16 protein-coding genes are annotated in these 17,945 nt (G+C 63.8%); 6 read left to right on the top strand and 10 right to left on the bottom strand.

Annotated features, from left to right (window positions below):
* Positions 1-116 precede the first annotated feature (116 nt).
* From EOA75_RS12760 to EOA75_RS12730, 7 genes are all read right to left on the bottom strand, one after another.
* On the bottom strand, positions 117-1,454 hold the full coding sequence (locus tag EOA75_RS12760) for a sugar ABC transporter substrate-binding protein (protein WP_127324370.1): 1,338 nt from the start codon (positions 1,452-1,454) through the stop codon (positions 117-119).
* 61 nt (positions 1,455-1,515) lie between these two features.
* Positions 1,516-2,175, bottom strand: a complete 660-nt coding sequence (locus EOA75_RS12755; RefSeq protein WP_127324369.1) for a GntR family transcriptional regulator — start codon at positions 2,173-2,175, stop codon at positions 1,516-1,518.
* A gap of 22 nt (positions 2,176-2,197) precedes the next feature.
* On the bottom strand, positions 2,198-3,082 hold the full coding sequence (locus EOA75_RS12750) for a dihydrodipicolinate synthase family protein (RefSeq protein WP_127324368.1): 885 nt from the start codon (positions 3,080-3,082) through the stop codon (positions 2,198-2,200).
* Between the two features lie 100 nt (positions 3,083-3,182).
* The gene (gene chrA, locus EOA75_RS12745) at positions 3,183-4,571 is read right to left on the bottom strand and encodes a chromate efflux transporter (RefSeq protein WP_127324367.1); all 1,389 of its coding nucleotides are present in this window, start codon (positions 4,569-4,571) and stop codon (positions 3,183-3,185) included.
* Positions 4,568-5,386, bottom strand: coding sequence for a sulfurtransferase/chromate resistance protein (locus EOA75_RS12740; protein ID WP_095799864.1), 819 nt, complete (start codon positions 5,384-5,386; stop codon positions 4,568-4,570). Before EOA75_RS12740 ends, chrA begins: the two co-directional genes overlap by 4 nt.
* A 165-nt stretch (positions 5,387-5,551) precedes the next feature.
* Positions 5,552-6,340: a 3-hydroxybutyrate dehydrogenase gene (locus EOA75_RS12735; RefSeq protein WP_127324366.1), complete on the bottom strand. Its 789-nt coding sequence runs from the start codon at positions 6,338-6,340 to the stop codon at positions 5,552-5,554.
* Positions 6,341-6,513: 173 nt separating this feature from the next.
* On the bottom strand, positions 6,514-7,047 hold the full coding sequence (locus EOA75_RS12730; RefSeq protein ID WP_095824012.1) for a TetR/AcrR family transcriptional regulator: 534 nt from the start codon (positions 7,045-7,047) through the stop codon (positions 6,514-6,516).
* A gap of 147 nt (positions 7,048-7,194) precedes the next feature.
* Between EOA75_RS12730 and EOA75_RS12725 the strand changes: the two genes are divergently transcribed.
* Positions 7,195-8,496: an efflux RND transporter periplasmic adaptor subunit gene (locus EOA75_RS12725; protein ID WP_127324365.1), complete on the top strand. Its 1,302-nt coding sequence runs from the start codon at positions 7,195-7,197 to the stop codon at positions 8,494-8,496.
* On the top strand, positions 8,493-11,576 hold the full coding sequence (locus EOA75_RS12720) for an efflux RND transporter permease subunit (RefSeq protein ID WP_127324364.1): 3,084 nt from the start codon (positions 8,493-8,495) through the stop codon (positions 11,574-11,576). The genes EOA75_RS12725 and EOA75_RS12720 overlap by 4 nt, the downstream gene beginning before the upstream one ends.
* A gap of 199 nt (positions 11,577-11,775) precedes the next feature.
* Here the strand turns inward: EOA75_RS12720 and EOA75_RS12715 are convergent, their stop codons facing one another.
* Positions 11,776-12,228 (bottom strand): L,D-transpeptidase, encoded by a 453-nt coding sequence (locus EOA75_RS12715; protein WP_066990426.1) that lies wholly within the window; start codon positions 12,226-12,228, stop codon positions 11,776-11,778.
* Between the two features lie 340 nt (positions 12,229-12,568).
* On the opposite strand from EOA75_RS12715, the gene EOA75_RS12710 reads away from it, so the two are divergent.
* Positions 12,569-12,847, top strand: coding sequence for a hypothetical protein (locus EOA75_RS12710; RefSeq protein WP_127324363.1), 279 nt, complete (start codon positions 12,569-12,571; stop codon positions 12,845-12,847).
* A gap of 33 nt (positions 12,848-12,880) precedes the next feature.
* Positions 12,881-13,045: a hypothetical protein gene (locus EOA75_RS12705; RefSeq protein WP_082953640.1), complete on the top strand. Its 165-nt coding sequence runs from the start codon at positions 12,881-12,883 to the stop codon at positions 13,043-13,045.
* A gap of 81 nt (positions 13,046-13,126) precedes the next feature.
* Here the strand turns inward: EOA75_RS12705 and EOA75_RS12700 are convergent, their stop codons facing one another.
* On the bottom strand, positions 13,127-13,828 hold the full coding sequence (locus EOA75_RS12700; protein ID WP_066990432.1) for a response regulator transcription factor: 702 nt from the start codon (positions 13,826-13,828) through the stop codon (positions 13,127-13,129).
* A 93-nt stretch (positions 13,829-13,921) separates the two neighbouring features.
* Here EOA75_RS12700 and EOA75_RS12695 point away from each other — a divergent pair, with 93 nt between their 5' ends.
* Both EOA75_RS12695 and EOA75_RS12690 read left to right on the top strand, forming a co-directional pair.
* Positions 13,922-14,650 carry a response regulator transcription factor gene (locus EOA75_RS12695; RefSeq protein ID WP_067319230.1) on the top strand — a complete coding sequence of 243 codons (729 nt, stop codon included), beginning with the start codon at positions 13,922-13,924 and terminating at the stop codon, positions 14,648-14,650.
* Between the two features lie 146 nt (positions 14,651-14,796).
* Entirely contained in the window at positions 14,797-16,896 is a 2,100-nt protein-coding gene (locus EOA75_RS12690) for a sensor histidine kinase (RefSeq protein ID WP_164747364.1), read from the top strand.
* 112 nt (positions 16,897-17,008) lie between these two features.
* On the opposite strand, the gene EOA75_RS12685 is transcribed toward EOA75_RS12690, so the two are convergent.
* Positions 17,009-17,419 (bottom strand): hypothetical protein, encoded by a 411-nt coding sequence (locus EOA75_RS12685; RefSeq protein ID WP_127216702.1) that lies wholly within the window; start codon positions 17,417-17,419, stop codon positions 17,009-17,011.
* Positions 17,420-17,945 lie beyond the last annotated feature (526 nt).

Here is a 17,945-nt window from a genome sequence, read left to right as displayed (position 1 = left end):
GACGACGACGAGCGCAGGAATGACGAAAGGCCAGTAGTTTGGAGCCAGCCGGATCGGCTGGCTCTCTTCGACGGCTTGCGTCGTCACCCCTGCGCGTTCCGGGGCGATGGCGGACATCAGCCTTGCTCGCTCCTGTCGAGAACCGGCTGGAACTGCTCGGTGGCCTTCTTCAGTTCGTCGGCGGGATCGGCGCCGGCAATCATGTTGGTCAGCGCCACGCCATAGATGTCGCGGAACTCGGTCACCGGGATGATGACCGGCAGCGCCAGCCGGCTGATATTACCTGAGCCGACCACGGCATCCAGCCAGCTCGCCGGCATGGTGACGCCTTCGCGCACCTTGGGGTCTTCCAGCACCGACTTGCGGAACGGCACGCCGGCGCCGGCCTGCAGCAGGCGCGCGCCCATGGCGGGTGACACGGCCCACTGGCAGAACAGATAGGCCGCTTCCTTCTTCGCGCTGGCGGACGTGACACCGATGCCGTCGCCGAAAGTACCCGCGGCATGCGCCTTGGGACCCTTCGGCATGACGCCATAGCCGACCTTGCCGACGACGCGCGATTTTTCCGGATTTTCCATCGGCGGCGCGAAGCCCACGCCATCGAACCACATGCCGATCTTGCCCTGCAGGAAGGCGGATTGCGCCTCGGCCCAGTTGAAGCCGGTGACGCCGGGAGGCGCGGCCTTGGTCATCAGCCGCTGATAGAGGGCGGCAGCCTCGATCGCCTCCGGCGAGGTGGTGCGCAGCTTGCCGTCGCTGCCGAGCGGCGTCATGTCGTAGCCGAGCATCAGAGACGTCCACACCGGCGTGTTGGCGTTCTTGAGACCGCGTGCGACGAAACCGAAGGTGTTGCTTGAGGGATCCGTCAGCGCTTCAGCGGCAGCCACCAGCTGCTCGAAGCTCTCGGGATATTTTATACCCTTGGCGTCGAACAACTCCTTGTTCCAATAGAGGATCCAGTAGTCGACCGAGAACGGCAGCGAGCGCAGCACGCCCTGGCCGTCCTTGGCGAACTGGATGCCCGCCTCGGCGAAGTCGCTTTCGGTCAGGCCTGGATCGGTGAGGCCCGGATCGGCAAGGAAGCCGGAAATGTCGGCCAGCCAGCCGCCCTTCTCGAACTGGCGCTTCTGCACATGGTAGCTCAGATGCACGACGTCGAAGCTCGGCTTGCCGGAACTGAGCTCGATCACCGTCTTCTGGCGCTGCTGCTGTTCGGGTGTCGCCTCGGCATTGACCTTGATGCCGGTCAGCTCCTCGAACTCCGCGAGATTCTTCAGGATGGTGTCGCTGCGCGGGCTCTTGACTAGGTTGACGTCGAGCGTCGTGCCGGCAAAGCGCTTCCAGTCGACGCCCGCGGCGAAGCTCGGACGAAGACCGACGAGGCCGGTGGCGGCGAGAGCCGCGGTTCCCTGGAGCAGCTGCCTTCTGGTTGGACTGAATGGATTGGACGACATTTCTTCCTCCCGGTTGTCGTTGTCGATTACGCCACCACGGTTGCGGCGCGGTTTTGCTTCCTCAAATCTGCAGCGCCAGCCGGCGCGCATTGTCGATGTGCTGGCTGATCGCCTCGACCGCCATCTCCGGATCGCGTTTCTCCAGGGCCTCGATCACCGCAAGATGCTCGCGCATGACCGGCACGACGCGACCGTCGATGCGGAACCGCTCCTGATGGATGAGCCGGATCTTCACCGAATTGACCAGATAGGCCTTGGCGATGATCTCGTTGCCCAGCGCGCTGATGAAGGTGTCATGCATGGCCCAGTCGATGTTCTGGGCCTTGGCTTCCATTTCGGGGGTCGGGGTCTGCGCCAGCGCTTGGGCGAGCATGTCCTCGTGCCCGCGCCTCAGACCCGCAATCTCGGCGTCGGACGCGTTGACGGCAAACAGCGCGACAGCCTCGCGCTCCATGAACAGGCGGAACTGGAAAGCCTCGCGGATCAGGCTGATGTCGATATGCGCGATCTGCATGCCGCGTTGCGGTATCGTGGTCAGCAGCCCCTCGGCCTCGAGCCGCGGCACGATCTCGCGGATGGCTCCGAGCGGCAGGCCGGTGAAGGCGACCAGCTCGCGCTGCGAAACGAACTGGCCGGGCCTGAGGTCGCGGGCCAGCAGATGCCGCGTGAAGCTGGCATAGGCCTTCTCCCTGAGGGTTGCCGGTTCGCTCGTGTCGTCCATGCCGATCAGCGCCCTCGCCGGTTCAGGCTGCCTGTGTCGCAAACAGCCTGTCGTAAGCGGCGCCAAGCTGCTGCCGTTCCTGCAAGGCTACCGGCTCGAGCGGCGGCCGAACCGTCAGCCAGCGTTCGTCGCCGGTCTGGCGCGCCACCATGGCCTTCACCGCCGGGATGACCGGATGCCGGAGCAGTTCGAGGACGAAGCTTTCCACGCGGGAGTCGTCGCGTCCGCTCTCGATCATGGCGCGCAGTTCGCCGGCGGCGAAATTGGCCATGCCGGAAATCGCGCCCTGGCCGCCGATCCGCACCGCCGGAGCCAGATGCCGTTCGTCGCCGATGAGGATGATCAGGTCGCCATGCGCCTTGAGCAGCGCTTCGCTGTAGCCCCAGTCTCCACCGGAATCCTTGACCCCGGCGACCACGCCCGGATACGCCTTGCGAAGCCGGCCGATCAGGTCGAGCGACAGCTGCACCGTCGTGACCGAGGGGATGTTGTAGAGCAGCATGCCGCGGGCCAGCGGACCGAGCGCGGCGAACACGGCGCCGAACCAGCCGAACAGCCCATCGTCACCGACATTCTTGAAATAGCTCGGCGGCGCCAGAAGGATGTTGCGGGCGCCGCGCTGCAACGCCTGGCGGCACTGCTCGGCAGCGTCCTCCGCCGCATCGACCAGCACGCCTGCAACGAGTTGGTCCGCGGGTATTCCCGCCGCAAGCATGGCATCGATGACCGCCTGCCGCTCCGCCGTACCGACGGAAGCGCCTTCGCCGGTGGTGCCGAACAGCGTTACGCTGCTGCAGCCAGCATCGAGACAGCCCTTAGCATGCTCGGTCATCAGCGGAACGGCGATCCGCCCTGCTGCATCAAAGGGCGTTGTGAGCGCAACCGACAGACCAAAGCGCGAACCCACCTGCAATTCTCCATTCATCAATCCGCGAGCAGGCGTAGCATACTGACATGTTAGTTGTAAACATAGCTCTCGGTCACGCTTGGCTGCGGCTGGAAACAATTCACAATGCCTGTAGAGCCAGTCCCGCCAGCGCGGATGCCGCGAGCGTCGGCAGCATGCCGGCCTTCAGCCTGAGCATGGCGACCATCGCCGCCGCCGACAGCAGCGCCGCGCGCCAGTCGAGCGAGGAAACGACCGGAACCTCGACGCCCCAGCCGACGCTCTCGACTTTGCCGAAGACGACATGCAGCGCGAACCACAGCGCAAGGTTCATCACCACGCCGACGACCGCTGCCGTTATCGCACCGAGCGCCGCCGACAACGCCTTGTTCTGCCGCAGCTGCTCGATGTAGGGCGCGCCGAGGAATATCCAGAAGAAGCAGGGCGCAAAGGTAGCCCAGAGCGTCAGCGCCGCCCCCAGCGACCCTGCAAGCAGAGGGCTGAGCGTACCCGCATGGCGATAGGCGGCGGCGTAGCCGACGAATTGCAGCACCAGGATCAGCGGTCCGGGCGTCGTCTCGGCAAGTCCGAGCCCGTCGACCATTTCTCCGGGCGAAAGCCAGCCGAACGAGGTCACCGCGGCTTGCGCGACATAGGCAAGAACCGCATAGGCGCCGCCGAAGGTGACGACCGCCATCAGGCTGAAGAAGCCGCCGATCTGCGCCCATACGCTCCCTGGCCCTGCCAGCACGGCGATCAGCGCCACCGGTCCGAGCCAGATCGGCAGCCAGATGGCGATGGTCCGGGCTGCGTGCCATTTGGTCGGCACGGTGTGGCCGAGCTCGCCGCGCTCGAACATCAGGTCGACCACGCCGCCTCTGTCGGCGGCGGCGTTGCCCTCGCCATGCGCCGAACCCGAAAACAGCCTGGGTGCAAAGCGATTGCCGACCCAGCCAATGAGTCCCGCCGCAAGCACGATCAGTGGAAACGGCAGCTTGAGGACATAGATGGCAAGAAAGGCCGCCACCGCGATGCCCACCATGACCCGGTTCTTCAGCGCCCTCTTGCCGATGCGGATCACCGCTTCGACGACGACCGCCAGCACCGCCGCCTTGATGCCGAAGAACAGCGCCTCGATGACCGGCGCGTCGTTGTAGAGCATGTAGAAACTGCTCAGGGCGAGCATGACCAGTGCGCCTGGGAGCACGAACAATGTTCCGGCGACGAGGCCGCCGGCCGTCCTGTGCAGCAGCCAGCCGATATAGACGGCAAGCTGCTGCGCCTCGGGACCCGGAAGAAGCATGCAGTAGTTCAGAGCATGCAGGAATCGCTCCTCGCCGATCCAGCGGCGCTCCTCGACCAGTTCCTTGTGCATCAGGGCGATCTGCCCGGCCGGCCCGCCGAAAGAGAGCAGGCCGATCTTGGCCCACAGCCGCGTCGCTTCACCGAAAGTCGGCACAGCCGGGACATCGGCCGGCTGCGCGGCGCTGTCCTTGGCAAGCACGGTCATTGTTGCTTACCCCCGGCCGGCCAGTTATGCGTCTCGTCCGTGGCGTCGCGGCACCAGCGGAAGAAAGCGTCATAGAGCAGCATGCCGGCTTCGAGCTGTTCCAGGTCGTCGCGGAACATGCGAGACAGGCCGAGCGACGCGGCGAGGAACCCGGCAGCCTGCGGCACCAGGTCTAGACGCGCTGTATCCGCGCCGCGCACGATCAGCGCCAGACGATCGAGCGCCTCGGTGCGCAGGCCGAACTCCTCGATCATCGTGTCGAAGGTGCAATGATCGCCGCGATGGCTCCAGAAAACGCCTTCGATGTCGAAGGGCACCGCGGCGAAGCGGTCCGCGACCAGGGGCACCTCGGCCGGGTCGACGAACAGGAACACGGCGCCAGGATCGACAAATCGTCGGATCAGCCAGGGGCAGGCGATGCGATCGACCTTCGGCCGGGAACGCGTGACCCATACGGTGCGACCCTTCCCATCGCGAGGCGGAATTGCGTCGGCCGCGACTAACGGCGCCTTGACGGCGGCCCAGGCCGCGAAACCGCCTTCCAACGATTCCGCCGGAATGCCCTCGTGGCGCAGCCACGCGGCAACGCCTTGCGAGAGCTTCTCTCCGCGCTGGCAGATGACCACGACCTTGGATCCGGAGAAGTCGGCCGCCCAGGTCGAGACGGTTCTGAAGTCGCGTCGGTAAGAAGCCGGCAGCAGCCGCGGATCGGCTTGAAAGTCGTCGTCGATGCGTACGTCGACGAGACGAGGTGCATCCGGCAGGCCGACCAGTCGGGCAAGCTGCGGCACTGTGATCTGAGTTGTTGACGGCATGGCGTCCACCTCCTGAACGAAGAGAGTTTGGACGCGATCGTTGGGCTGACGCCTCACGGGGTCGTCGCGGGGAACCCCTTAGCCAGGATGCTGGAACGCTCCCCTACGATTGTCAAGAATTCTTGTCGAGGAAGGCGCGGCCCGCACCTTCTTTGGAAGCTGCACTTACTGCGCCGTCCAACCGCCATCCATCGGCAGGGTCGTGCCGGTCATCTGCTTGGCCGCATCCGAGCACAGGAACAGCGCCAGTGCCGCCAATTCCTCAACGCTGACGAACTCCTTGGTCGGCTGCGCGGCAAGCAGCACATCGTGCTTGACCTGTTCCTCGGTCATGCCGCGCGCCTTCATCGTGTCGGGGATCTGCTTCTCGACCAGCGGCGTCCAGACATAACCGGGCGCGATCGCATTGACGGTGATGCCATCCTGCGCGACTTCCAGCGCCACCGTCTTGGTCAGGCCGGCAATGCCGTGCTTGGCCGAGACATAGGCCGACTTGAACGGCGAGGCGACCAGCGCATGCGCCGAGGCCGTGTTGATGATGCGGCCCCATTTGCGGCTCTTCATGCCCGGCAGCACCGCCTTGATGGCATAGAAGGCGGCAAGCAGGTTGATGCGGATGATTGCTTCCCACTTGTCGTCGGGGAACTCGTCGATCGGCGCGACATGCTGGATGCCGGCATTGTTGACCAGGATGTCGAGGCTGCCGAACGCCTCTTCGGCCTCGCGGATCATGGCGGTGACCGCCCCGCCGTCCATCATGTTGGCGCCGGAATAGCGGCACTTGACGCCGAAATCCCTCTCGATGCCGGCGCGCTCCTTTTCGATCGCCGCGGCATCGCCCAGGCCGTTGATGGTGATGTTGGCGCCCTCGGCGGCAAAGGCGCGGGCGATTGCAAGGCCGATGCCGCTGGTCGAGCCAGTGACGAGCGCATTCTTTGAGGACAGGGAACCCATGGCAGATCTCGCACGTGGAGGGAGGGACTGTTGAAGCACATAGTTTGTGCGTCGCAACATAACAATGCCATGCCCGTATTTCGGTGCGATTACAATGTTGTGATGCAGTTCGAGCGACAGGAAGCTGGCGGTTCTAGGGCGGTCTTTGCAGCCGCTGATGTGAGGCCTGCAACCTATCCGGCTATCTTGAGCAGCGAGGAAACCAGGAGCCTGTGCTCCTGCTGCGACAGCACGTCTGAATCGAAAAGATTCATGCTGCGCAGCCCCTCGATGGCGAGGAAACAAACCAGCAGCGAGCCGAGGTCGTCCGTTTCCCCCTTCAGCCGTTCGAACAGCTGCCGCTTGAAGGCTTTGATCGGCGTCAGGAATTCCGGATCCTCGGCGATCGCGGAGAACATCCAGGAGGCCGAAGGTTTCGGCTTCTCGCAATCATCGGCCGAGAGCCGTATGTAGGCCGCGAGCGCGCTTTCATCGCTTGCCTCGGCCGTGCGTTCTTCGAGCGCCTGCTCGAAAGCATTGAGGTAATTCTCGACCAGCCCCTGCATCAGCTTGGCCTTGGTCGGGAAATTGTAGAGCAGACCGCCCTTCGACACGCCGGCCCGATTCGCGATGGCGTCGAGCGACAGGCTTCCCGGGCCCGCCTCGCGCGCCACGTCGGCTGCCGCTGCAAGTATCCTGTCGCGCGAGTTTGCCCTGCGAGCTTTCATCACGCCTTCCCTTACATTAGGCCTTGTGGAATTGACAAGACCGTCCAGACGGTACAGTAAGGCGCCCGCAATTTGAAATCGGGATTTATCGTCGATATGTGTCCCGGCAATTGACGTTGCCGGTTGCCGGCTCGAGGGGAACTATCCGTGAAGCGCTTCTTCATCATCACCGGAATTCTGCTGCTGCTCGCCGTGGTGTGCGCCGGCATCGTCGGCTTCAACCTGTTTCGCGACAATGCGATCAAGCAGTTTTTCGCCACCATGAAACCGCCGGCGGCGACAGTGTCGACCATCGTGGCGAAGCCTTCGAACTGGACGCCCGGTGTCGAGGCGATCGGCACCGTCAACGCCGTGCGCGGCGTCGACCTGACCGTCGAGACGGCCGGCATCGTCAAGGACATTCTCTTCCACGCCAACCAGAAGGTCGCGGCCGACGCTGTGCTTCTGCAGCTCGACGATGCCGTCGAGAAGGCCGATCTGGTGGCGCAGAAGGCTCAGGCCGCATCCGACCAGGCGGCGCTGACCCGCGCGCTGGAATTGCAGCGGCGTGGCGTCGGCACCGACGCTACGCTTGATGCCGCGCGCGCGGCGGCGACCGCATCGGCCGCGCAAGTGAACAAGCTGCAAGCCGTGCTCGACCAAAAGCAACTCGCAGCTCCCTTCACCGGGACGGTCGGCATTCCAAAGATCGACATTGGCCAGTATCTGGCGCCCGGCAACTCAGTCGTCACGATCCAGGATCTGGACACGATGCGGGTCGACTTCACCGTGCCCGAACAGCAGCTGCCGCTGCTGAAGATCGGCCAGACGGTGCGGATCGGCAGCAATGCTGCCGACATGTCCTTTGCCGGCTCGATCCGCGGCATCGATCCCAAGATCGACCCGGCAAGCCGGCTGGTGTCGATCCGCGGCGAGGTCGCCAACCCGGAGGGCAAGCTGACCCCGGGCCAGTTCGTGCAGATCCGCGTCGAGTTGCCGGAGGAAAGCAACGTCATCTCGGTGCCGCAGACGGCGGTGACCTCGAGCCTCTACGGCGACTATGTCTTCGTGGTGGTGCCGCCCAAGCCCGCTGAGGCCGGCGCTGCCGCGCCAGCAAAACCGGAAGACCAGAAGGCCGGGGCGGAGAAGCCTGCCGGCGATGCAGCCAAGCCGCAAGCCGATGCCTCGAAGCCGGCCTCCGATACGGCAAACGCCGCCGACAGCGCCGCGAAGCCGGCTGAGAACGCTCAAAAGCCGGCCGAAACCGGGCAGCAACCGGCGCTCGTTCTATCGCAGGTCTTCGTCAAGCTCGGCCGCCGCAACAACGGCATGGTCGAGATCGTCGAAGGCCTGAAGGCCGGCGACCAGGTCGTGACCGCCGGTCAGAACCGGCTCTTCAACGGCATGTCCGTTGCGGTCGACAACACCGTTGATCCCAGCAAATCGGCAAACAAGCAGGTTCAGCAATGAGCTTTTCCGATATCTTCATTCGCCGCCCCGTCCTCTCGACAGTGCTGGCCTGCATGATCCTGCTCCTGGGTTTCCAGGCCATCTTCAACCTGTCGATCCGCCAGTATCCGAAGGTTGACGAGACGGCGATCACCATCACCACGGCCTATCCCGGAGCCAGCGCCGACCTGATTCAGGGCTTCATCTCTGCGCCGATCGCGCGCGCCGTCGCCTCGACGGAAAACATCGACTACGTCACCTCGTCGAGCCGCCCGTCTTCGAGCACGGTGACCGTGCAGATGAAGCTCGGCTCCAACCCCGATGTTGCGTTGACCGAGGTGCTGTCCAAGGTTCAAGGCGTGCGCGGCACCTTGCCGGATGCCGCCAAGGATCCGGTGATCGTCAAGGGCACCGGCCAGCAGTTCGCGATGATGTATATCTCGATGCAGAATCCGAACATGACGAAGGAGCAGTTGACCGAGTACATCGAGCGCGTCGTGCGGCCGCGCATCTCGACGGTGGAAGGCGTCGCCGACGTCCAGATCTTCGGCGCCGAGGAATATTCGATGCGGGTCTGGATCGACCCGGTCAGGCTCGCCGCCCGCGGCGCCACGGCCGCCGACGTGCTGACTGCGATCAACAATTCCAATTTCCTGTCCGCGCCCGGCAACACACAGAACGAGTATGTGGTTTCCTCGATCGCGGTTCACTCGACCCTGCAGACGCCGGAAGCCTTCGCGCAGCTCCCCATCCGCTCGACCGACGGCCAGGTGGTGCGGCTGCGCGATGTGGCTCGGGTCGAGCTTGGCGCCGCCAGCACCGACACGAGGGTGAGCTTCAACGGCAAGCCGGGCACCTTCCTGGCCATCTTCCCGACGCCTGCCGCCAATCCGCTGACGACTGCCGAGGCGATCCACAAGATCGTGCCGGTGATCCAGGATACGTTGCCGAAGGGCATGACGATCGAGATCGTCTACGATTCCACCGAGCAGATCAGCGCCTCGATCGAGGAGGTGTTCAAGACCATCGGTGAGGCTGTCGCCATCGTCATTCTCGTCATCCTGCTCTTCCTCGGATCCTTCCGCTCGGTGATGATGCCGATCGTGACCATCCCTCTGTCGCTGATCGGCGTCTGTTTCATTCTGTTTGCGGTAGGCTATTCGATCAACCTTCTGTCGCTGCTTGCCATGGTGCTGGCGATCGGTCTTGTCGTCGACGACGCCATTGTGGTGGTGGAGAACATCCACCGCCATATGGAGGAAGACGGCATGTCGCCGATGCAGGCGGCCTTCAACGGCATGCGCGAGATCTTCTCGGCAATCGTCGCCATGACCATCACGCTGGCCGCCGTGTTTGCGCCGCTTGCCTTCACCGGCGGCCTGACCGGCGCGCTGTTTCGCGAGTTCGCGGTCACGTTGGCCGGCTCCGTGGTGCTGTCCGGCCTGATTGCGGTGACCATCACGCCGATGATGTCGGCTCGCCTCTTGAAGGCCGGCGCGCACGGCCGCTTCCAGCGCATCGTCGACGGCACCTTCAGCCGTGTCGAGCGCGTCTACGAGCGGGCGGTGACGGCTTCGCTCAGAAACAGGCCGGTTACCTTTATCATCGTCGTCGCGCTGGTCGCGCTCACCGGCTTCATGTTCACCAAGACCTCGACCGAACTGGCGCCGGAAGAAGACCAGGGCTTCCTGCTCTCGATCGTAACCGCCCCGCGCTACGCAACTTCGGACTACACCGAGACCTACGTCAACCAGATCCTCGGTCTTGTTAAGGACATTCCGGAAACGCGGGCGCAGTTCTCGGCGGTCGCCTTCGGCGGCGCCACCAACGGCGCCTTTGTCGGCTTTGCCTTCAAGGACTGGGCCGAACGCCAGCGCAGTTCGAAGGAGATCCAGGCCGACATCACCGGTCGCTTGGCCAAGGTCGCCGGCGTCGAGGCTTTCGTCTTCGCGCCGCCGACGCTCCCCGGCTCGGGCGGCGGCCTGCCGATCTCGATGGTGGTTCGCTCGACCGGCGATCCCTCGGAAGTTTTCGACCAGGCCGAGAAGATCAAGAACAAGGCGCAGGCTTCCGGCCGCTTCATCGTCGTGCAGAATTCGATGTCCTTTGACGCGCCGCAGGTGACCGTCACCATCGACCGCGAGCGCGCGGCGGCGCTGAACCTGCCCATCGCCGATATCGGCAACACGCTGACGCTGCTGGTCGGCGGCGCCGAAGTGGCGCAGTTCGATCGCGACTCCAACAGCTATGACATCATCCCGCAGGTGCCGCAGGAGTTCCGCGACAATCCGGCGAAGCTCGGCGAGTATTTCGTGCGCAGCGTCGACGGCAAGATGGTGCCGCTGTCGGCGGTGGTGCATATATCCACCAACGCCTCGCCGGCAGCGATCGAGCAGTTCAACCAGCTGAACTCGGCCACGATCTCCGCCCTGCCCTTGCCCGGCGTGACCACCGGCGACGGATTGAAAGTGCTGGAGGATCTCGCCAGGGAAACGCTGCCCGACACCTTCTTCATCGACTATTCTGGCCAATCGCGGCAGGAAAAGGAGCAGGGCAACACCATCCTGATCGCCTTCGCGGCCGCCGTGATCGTGATCTACTTGGTTCTGGCCGCTCAGTTCGAGAGCTTCCGCGATCCGCTGATCATCATGATGGCGGTGCCGCTTTCGATCTTCGGTGCCATCGTGCCGCTCAATATCGGCCTCGGAACGCTCAACATCTACACGCAGGTCGGACTGATCACCCTGATCGGCCTCATCACCAAGCACGGCATCCTTTTGGTGGAATTCGCCAACCAGCAGCGCGAAATCCATGGCATGCGGCGCCGCGATGCCATCATCGCCTCGGCCAAGGTGCGCCTGCGGCCGATCCTGATGACGACGGCCGCGATGGCGCTCGGCGTCGTGCCGCTGATCATCTCCAGCGGCGCCGGCGCCGCGGCGCGCTACTCGATGGGCCTCGTCATCTTCACCGGCATTCTGGTCGGCACGATGTTCACGCTGTTCGTCGTGCCCATGTTCTACACCTTCATCGCCAGCAAGGATCTGCCGCATCTCGCCGAGAAGCCCGATCCGAAGCTGATGCCGGCGCTGCCCACCTGAAGCAATCCAGGACTGCTCCAAAAACAAAAAGAGGCCGGAAAATCCCGGCCTCTTTTTTAGGCGGTCGCCCCACGGCTTCGGCGCCAGAGCAATTCCAGGAAAAGTGTGGAACGGTTGCTCGGCGACTTCGCCGTGGCCTTCCGTCCGGAATTGCGTCGAACCTGGCTTGAAGGCGGCAATCCGCCCGCTACTTGACCCGTTACTTTACGATGAGGATGCTGGTGTTGCCCGGGCCGAAGGCCTCGACGAGCTGATAGAAGTCGGCCGCGGCATCGGGATGCAGGCGCACGCAGCCATGCGAGGCTGGCCGGCCAAGATGCTTGATGGCATAGGTCGCATGCACCGCATAGCCGCCGCTGAAGAAGACCGAATGCGGCATCGGCGCATTGTCGTATTTCTTCGAATACCACATCTCATGCATGCGGGTCGGCTTGAATGACCCTGTCGGCGTTATGTGCCCCCTGTCGCCCGTCGACACTTTCCAGGTGAACGTCGGCCGGCCGTCGACCGTGACTTCCATGATCTGCTGCGACAGCGAAACCCGGGCGACGAGCTGGTTGGCATGAGCGGCGTTGCTGCCGAAGAGCAGAGCCGCGCCGGTGAGCGCGGCGGCGGTGACGTGGATGAGCTTGGCTGAAATGGCGGTATGCATGACGATCCCTCTCTCTTTTGCCGGTCGGGCCGGCTGCAATTTCGATGGATCGTCTTATCGGGACTGCCTGTTTCAGGCCTATTTCGCTTAATATGCGTTAATGTTTCGAATTCGTTTCTCTAAGTTAACGGCCTAATTCCAGAGAACACGCTCCCTTAGACCGGCTGCCGGCAATACCAAGCAGGCCGAAAGCGGCGGAGAAAGCGTATATGGCTTTGATATGAAAGCCTTTCTCCTAATCTCGAAACCGAATTGCAACAAAACGCGACTTGCGCGGCATGATGCGGATACAGGCCCGCAGCAATGTCGAGGTCACGGGAACAGACATCAGCAAACGAAAATGGGCAGGAAATCGAAAGTTCGCACCTGGTTTTCTCAGGATCGGCGTCTAGGCGCCATGAATTCCGGCGAGGTTTCGACACTGCACACTGCACTGTTCATCGCCACGGTCTGGATCATCTCCAGCCTGCGCGTCAACCGGCTGAGGGCCCTCTGGCGGGTCGGTCTTCGGCTGATAGGGATGCGCGGCCCCTCCGGCTACTTGCTGCCGAGAGGACCGAAGGCCCGCGCCGCAGCGGGGGGCTCCGTAAGCGGCGCGGGCGCTTCGGGAGTTTCCTGAAGCATCGACGACTATCGAATTGGGGATTGAGTTATGAAGACGAAATTTGCCGCTTCGGTGCTGTCCGCACTGCTTTATGCCCAGGGGCTGCTTGGCTTTGCCGCGCTTGCAACGGTGCTGCTCAAGGAGCGCGCCCACGCCGAGATCGCCGCCAGCGCCGAATTGCCGTCCGGCCCCTCGATCCTCGTGGTGCGCTAGGCGCCGGCGTCGGATCCAAAAGTGCGAAGCGGTTTTGGAAATCCGATGCAAGATCGAGGAAAAGACCTGGTGGCCCTCGCCTCAGTCGGTGCGCGGTGTCGGCGGATCGAACCGGTAACCGGCACCCCTGATCGTGGTGATGGTCTCCGTATCGAGCTTACGGCGCAGCCTCACGATGCGCGAATCGATCGAGCGGTCGAAAGCGTCGGCATTCTCGGCGGGCGCGGCGGCAATGATGTCGTCGCGCGTCAGCACCTTTCGCGGGCTCGCCAGAAACAATCTCAACAGCGCCACCTGCCCCGGCGACAGCTGATCCTCGGCGCCGGAACGATGCATGACCATGGCCGACCTCAAGTCGACGGTCGCATTCTCGAGCACGATCAGTTCCTGGGGGTTGCGGCCGCGCCGCGTCAGCAGGCGGCCGATGCGCGCCGCCAGCTCGCGCACATTGAGCGGGCTTTCGATCACGTCGGCAGCGCCGAGCTCCAGCGCCAGCACCTTGTCGACGAGATCGGCGGGCCGGCAGATCAGTATGAAGTCGCAGCCACCCTCGCCGCCCCCGCCTTGGCTACTATAGCGCTTGAGCAGTTCGCGCCCCTCCGCCTGGGTCACGTCGTCACCGACGACCACGACGTCGATGCCGCCTGCCGAAAGCAGCGACTCCGCCTCCCAGGGCTGGCGCGCCTGACGCACGTCGTGCCCCCGACGCTCGAGATGGTCGGCCAGGTCGCCGGCCACCACTTCGGCAACGGACACAAGCGCGACGACGGATCGTGCTGCCATTTTCTCCACTCCGCCACAGACAACTCGAGATGAGCGCTGGACATCATGTTTATACCCAATCTACTTTCCGCTGAAAGCGGGAGCGAGACCATTGTGAAGGCGCGCATCATTGTCGTCGAGGACGAGCCGGATCTGAGGGAAGCGGTTGCCGAGTATCTCGGCGCCAGCGGCTATGACGTTGCCACGGCCGAGAATGCCGCGGCGGCGCGCAGCCTGCTCGAGGCGCAACCCTTCCACCTCGCCATCCTCGACATCGCCATGCCCGGCGAGGACGGCCTGTCGCTCGGCCGCTGGCTGCGTTCCAAGACGCAGATCGGCATCATCTACGCCACCGCCGCCGGCACAGCGCTCGACCGCATCGTCGGCCTGGAGCTCGGCGCCGACGACTACATCGTCAAGCCCTATGAGTTGCGCGAAGTGCTGGCGAGGGTCCGCAGTGTGCTGCGCCGCGTGCCGCAGCCGGTTGCCCCCCAGGCCGCGAAGACCGAGGCCGGCACGCGCCGCTTCATGAATTTCGGCAGCTTCCAGGCCGATTTCGACGGCAGGCTGGTGACCGGCGCCAATGGCGCGGTCATCGAGATGGCCAAGAGCGAGTTCGACGTGCTGGAAGTTTTCCTCACCCGCGCCAACCGGCTTCTGACGCGGGCGGCGATCTCGGAGGCGATCGGCTTCGTGGAAGACCCGGAATCGTCGCGCGCTGTCGACATCCGCATCATGCGTCTGAGAAAGAAGATCGAGGCGGACCCCGCCAATCCGAAATTCCTGCGCACGGTGCGCGGCGAAGGCTACATCTTCTCGCTGCCGGCTGGCGACGGCAACTGACTCCGGCGCCGCGCACCTTCCGGATACGCAATCGACGCTGTAGCATTCCGGTCCGGCGGCATGCCCCCAGAAACCGTTGTCGATTTTCGGGCTTGTGTGCTGGATTTCATGGTTTACCGATATGGCCCCGGAGATGACGTTCGACGATGACAGCTGAGGCCGCACGGACAGAAATGCACGGCTCCCGCCAGGGCGCCGCGATGGCGGCCGTCCATGTCGTTCGCCGCTTGCGCGAAGCAGGCGACTGGCAGCGCGAGATGGACAGCATACTGGAGGCACTGTGCCGTTCGTTGGACTGCCAGCGCGGCATTCTCTTCCGTTTGCGCGAGTTGCCGGGCGAGGGCTTCGCCCAGTCCGTGGCCTCCTATTGGATCGACCCTGCTTTTGGCGGCGAGCTCGCATCGCCTACCGTGATCATGCAGTCGATCATCAACTCCGATCCGCTGCTGGAGCAGTTGCAGGAGGATGAGCGCCAGGGCAAGGTCTTCGCCGGCCACACGCGCGACCTCGATGGTTTCCTGCGGGCCGACTTCGAGAAGCAGAACATAAAATCCTTCATTTCGGTGTCGGTCTTCGCCCACGGCCATCTCTGGGGCACTCTGGCGGTCAATGACTGCGCGGCCGAACGCGAATGGACGGATGAAGAGGAGGCGACGCTTCACATCATCGCGCTCGCCATCGGCGACGCCATCGAGCGCTCGCCCTCAGAGGCGCATGCCAGCGAGGTTATCCGCCGCACCATGCTGCAGGCTTCGCTCGACGCCATCATCGTCATCGACGAGGCCGGCTCCATCATCGAATTCAATCCGGCCGCCGAGAAGATGTTCGGCTTCAAGCGCAGCGACATCCTCGGCAAGGATCTGATCGACACGATCGTGCCGCATTATTACCGCAAGGGTTATTCGTCGGGCGCCGAGTACATGGCCGGACGGGGCGCGCCGATGGTTGGCCAGCGGCTGGAGACAGTGACCCAGAACGCGGCCGGCGAGATCTTTCCGATCGAGCTGACCGCGACGGAGATGAGGGTTGCCGACCGCCGGCTCATCTTCGGCTCGATCCGCGACCTGCGCGAGAAGCTGCACGCCGAAGAAGAGATCAACCGCCAGCGCGAGAAGCTGCACCAGAATGAGAAGATGGCGGCAATGGGCTCGCTGCTCGCCGGCGTCTCGCATGAGCTCAACAACCCGCTGGCGGTTGTGGTCGCACAATCGACGCTGCTGCATGAATTCGCGGCCGACCCGCAGACCAAGGTGCGCGCCGAAAAGGTGCGCGCGGCCGCCGAACGCTGCGGGCGCATCGTCAAGAGCTTCCTTTCGATGGTGCGCCTGCATCCGACCGAGCAGGCCGAAACCGACCTCAACCAGGTGATGCGCTCGGCGCTCGAAGTGACCGCCTATGGTGCGCGCTCCAGCGGCATCATCATCGACACCGACTTCGCCAACGGCCCGCTGCTCGCCATGGCCGACGCCGACCATGTCACGCAGGTCGCGGCCAACTTCCTCATCAACAGCCAGCATGCGCTTGCCGGCTTCACCGGCGAGCGGCGCATCAAGGTGCGGACCTTTCGCAGCGAGCGCGGCAATCCGGGCTTCTCGGTCGAGGACAACGGACCCGGCATTCCCGATGCGATCCGCTCACGCATCTTCGAATCCTACTTCACCACCAAGCCGGTCGGCGTCGGTACCGGCATCGGCCTGTCGATCTCGAAATCGATCGTCGAGCGCCACAACGGCAACATCTGGTTCGAAGAGGTGCAGCCGCACGGCGCGCGCTTCGTCGTCCAGTTGCCGGCGATTGTCGGCAATGCGGCAAAGGCCGGCGAGGGTCCGGCGCGGTCGAGCGGGCTGCGCCATGCGCTGATCATCGACGACGAGCCCGACGTCGCCGCTTCGCTGTCCGACATATTGGAGCTCATGGGGCTCAAGTCGCGTCTCGTGCCAAGCTGGACGTCCGCCGGTGAGGTGCTGAGCGGGCACATGCCGCCGGACATCGTGTTTTCCGACCTGCGCATGCCGGGCACCAGCGGCATCTCGATCTACCGTGAATTGCTGGCCGAACGGCCGGGGCTGGCGCAGCGTTTCGTGCTGGTCACCGGCGACCTCATCGGCGCCAAGGCCGAGATTGAGGCACTGCCGCCGCAGCAGCGGCCGCAGATCCTGGAGAAGCCCTTCTCGACGCTCGACGTCCGCGGCATCCTTGCGACCGTTGCCGATGTCGCGGCGGCCGACAACGGCGCCGACATCTGAAATTGCTCCCTCTGCGGCTTCACCTGGATATCGTCGGATTCGAAAAAAGAGGCTCCCGACCGACTTTGCGGCGGGAGCCTGACTGGAGCGCGGAGGGTGCGCTCAGGGGAGCCTAAAACACGTTCGGGGTGTCGGTCAGCGGCGCGGCATTGGCGATCATACGCACAGCTCGGGCCCGGTGCTGACCGGACTGCTCGGCAATGGCACGCAGGCATTCGGCGTTCTCGGCGCCCCAGCTCTGCCCTTTGCAGGCGAATTCGACTTGCGACTGCGGCAGGCGCGCGGTTTTGAGCGTCGTCGGCGCGCCCTCCACGACATTGGCCGGAGGATTGATCGAGGCGAAAGCGGGACCCGCGGCTGGCGCAAGCACCATGCTGGCGAAGGCGGCAACGCTCAGCAGCATGAACATCGTCATCGGATGGTCGCTGGCGCGTTGGCGCAACGCCAGCTTCGGACGGCGATCATTGCGCTCGGGACCATAAGAGCGGCGGCTGGCATCGGCGATCCGGACTTTGGCAAACATCGGCTGTTCCCTTCGTTATCTTTCTTTTTTCCTTGAAACGAACTTAACCGCACCACGTAACAGCCGGATGATAGGGCGGGATGGCCCATGTAACAGGACTGAAACGGGGATCGCTTCTGTTCCTTTTGCTCCTGTCGGATGCGGCGGACTGTAAGCGACCTCACACAGGCGCAGAATTGGCATGGCTGTCGCGATCGTCCGATACGCGAAGCGCGTCGAAACGGTGCCCTCACAAACTGCGGATCCGAAGCTGGAACCGCCGTTTTGCACTCCTGGTTAAGGCTCGGATTTTCCGGGATTTTCTCGGCTCGGATGACTGCAAGCCGGTCGGCATGAAATTTCCATACTTTCACAAGCCATTGCATTTTAACGGAAAATGTGTTTTTATTGAACGAGCATTCAACAAAACGAGAGCATTTTCATGAACCCGCACCTGCGTGACGTGGCGATCCCTAACGATTGGGACCGGCGGGGTTTGCCGGGGTGGAGTTACCACTCCAACGCCCTTCTCGAGCTTGAGAAGGAA

It is taken from the genome of Mesorhizobium sp. M1A.F.Ca.IN.022.07.1.1 (genome assembly GCF_003997575.1).
Lineage (GTDB): Bacteria > Pseudomonadota > Alphaproteobacteria > Rhizobiales > Rhizobiaceae > Mesorhizobium.
Note: the sequence above shows the minus strand (reverse complement) of the source record. Positions and strands in the feature narration are given on the sequence as shown.

Excerpts from the sequence above, each read along its gene's own strand:
- EOA75_RS12760 (WP_127324370.1), bottom strand. The coding sequence starts at position 1,454 with ATGTCGTCCAATCCATTCAGTCCAACCAGAAGGCAGCTGCTCCAGGGA.
- EOA75_RS12755 (WP_127324369.1), bottom strand. The coding sequence starts at position 2,175 with ATGGACGACACGAGCGAACCGGCAACCCTCAGGGAGAAGGCCTATGCC.
- chrA (WP_127324367.1), bottom strand. The coding sequence starts at position 4,571 with ATGACCGTGCTTGCCAAGGACAGCGCCGCGCAGCCGGCCGATGTCCCG.
- EOA75_RS12740 (WP_095799864.1), bottom strand. The coding sequence starts at position 5,386 with ATGCCGTCAACAACTCAGATCACAGTGCCGCAGCTTGCCCGACTGGTC.
- EOA75_RS12735 (WP_127324366.1), bottom strand. The coding sequence starts at position 6,340 with ATGGGTTCCCTGTCCTCAAAGAATGCGCTCGTCACTGGCTCGACCAGC.
- EOA75_RS12730 (WP_095824012.1), bottom strand. The coding sequence starts at position 7,047 with ATGAAAGCTCGCAGGGCAAACTCGCGCGACAGGATACTTGCAGCGGCA.
- EOA75_RS12720 (WP_127324364.1), top strand. The coding sequence starts at position 8,493 with ATGAGCTTTTCCGATATCTTCATTCGCCGCCCCGTCCTCTCGACAGTG.
- EOA75_RS12715 (WP_066990426.1), bottom strand. The coding sequence starts at position 12,228 with ATGCATACCGCCATTTCAGCCAAGCTCATCCACGTCACCGCCGCCGCG.
- EOA75_RS12710 (WP_127324363.1), top strand. The coding sequence starts at position 12,569 with ATGGGCAGGAAATCGAAAGTTCGCACCTGGTTTTCTCAGGATCGGCGT.
- EOA75_RS12705 (WP_082953640.1), top strand. The coding sequence starts at position 12,881 with ATGAAGACGAAATTTGCCGCTTCGGTGCTGTCCGCACTGCTTTATGCC.
- EOA75_RS12700 (WP_066990432.1), bottom strand. The coding sequence starts at position 13,828 with ATGGCAGCACGATCCGTCGTCGCGCTTGTGTCCGTTGCCGAAGTGGTG.
- EOA75_RS12690 (WP_164747364.1), top strand. The coding sequence starts at position 14,797 with ATGACAGCTGAGGCCGCACGGACAGAAATGCACGGCTCCCGCCAGGGC.
- EOA75_RS12685 (WP_127216702.1), bottom strand. The coding sequence starts at position 17,419 with ATGTTTGCCAAAGTCCGGATCGCCGATGCCAGCCGCCGCTCTTATGGT.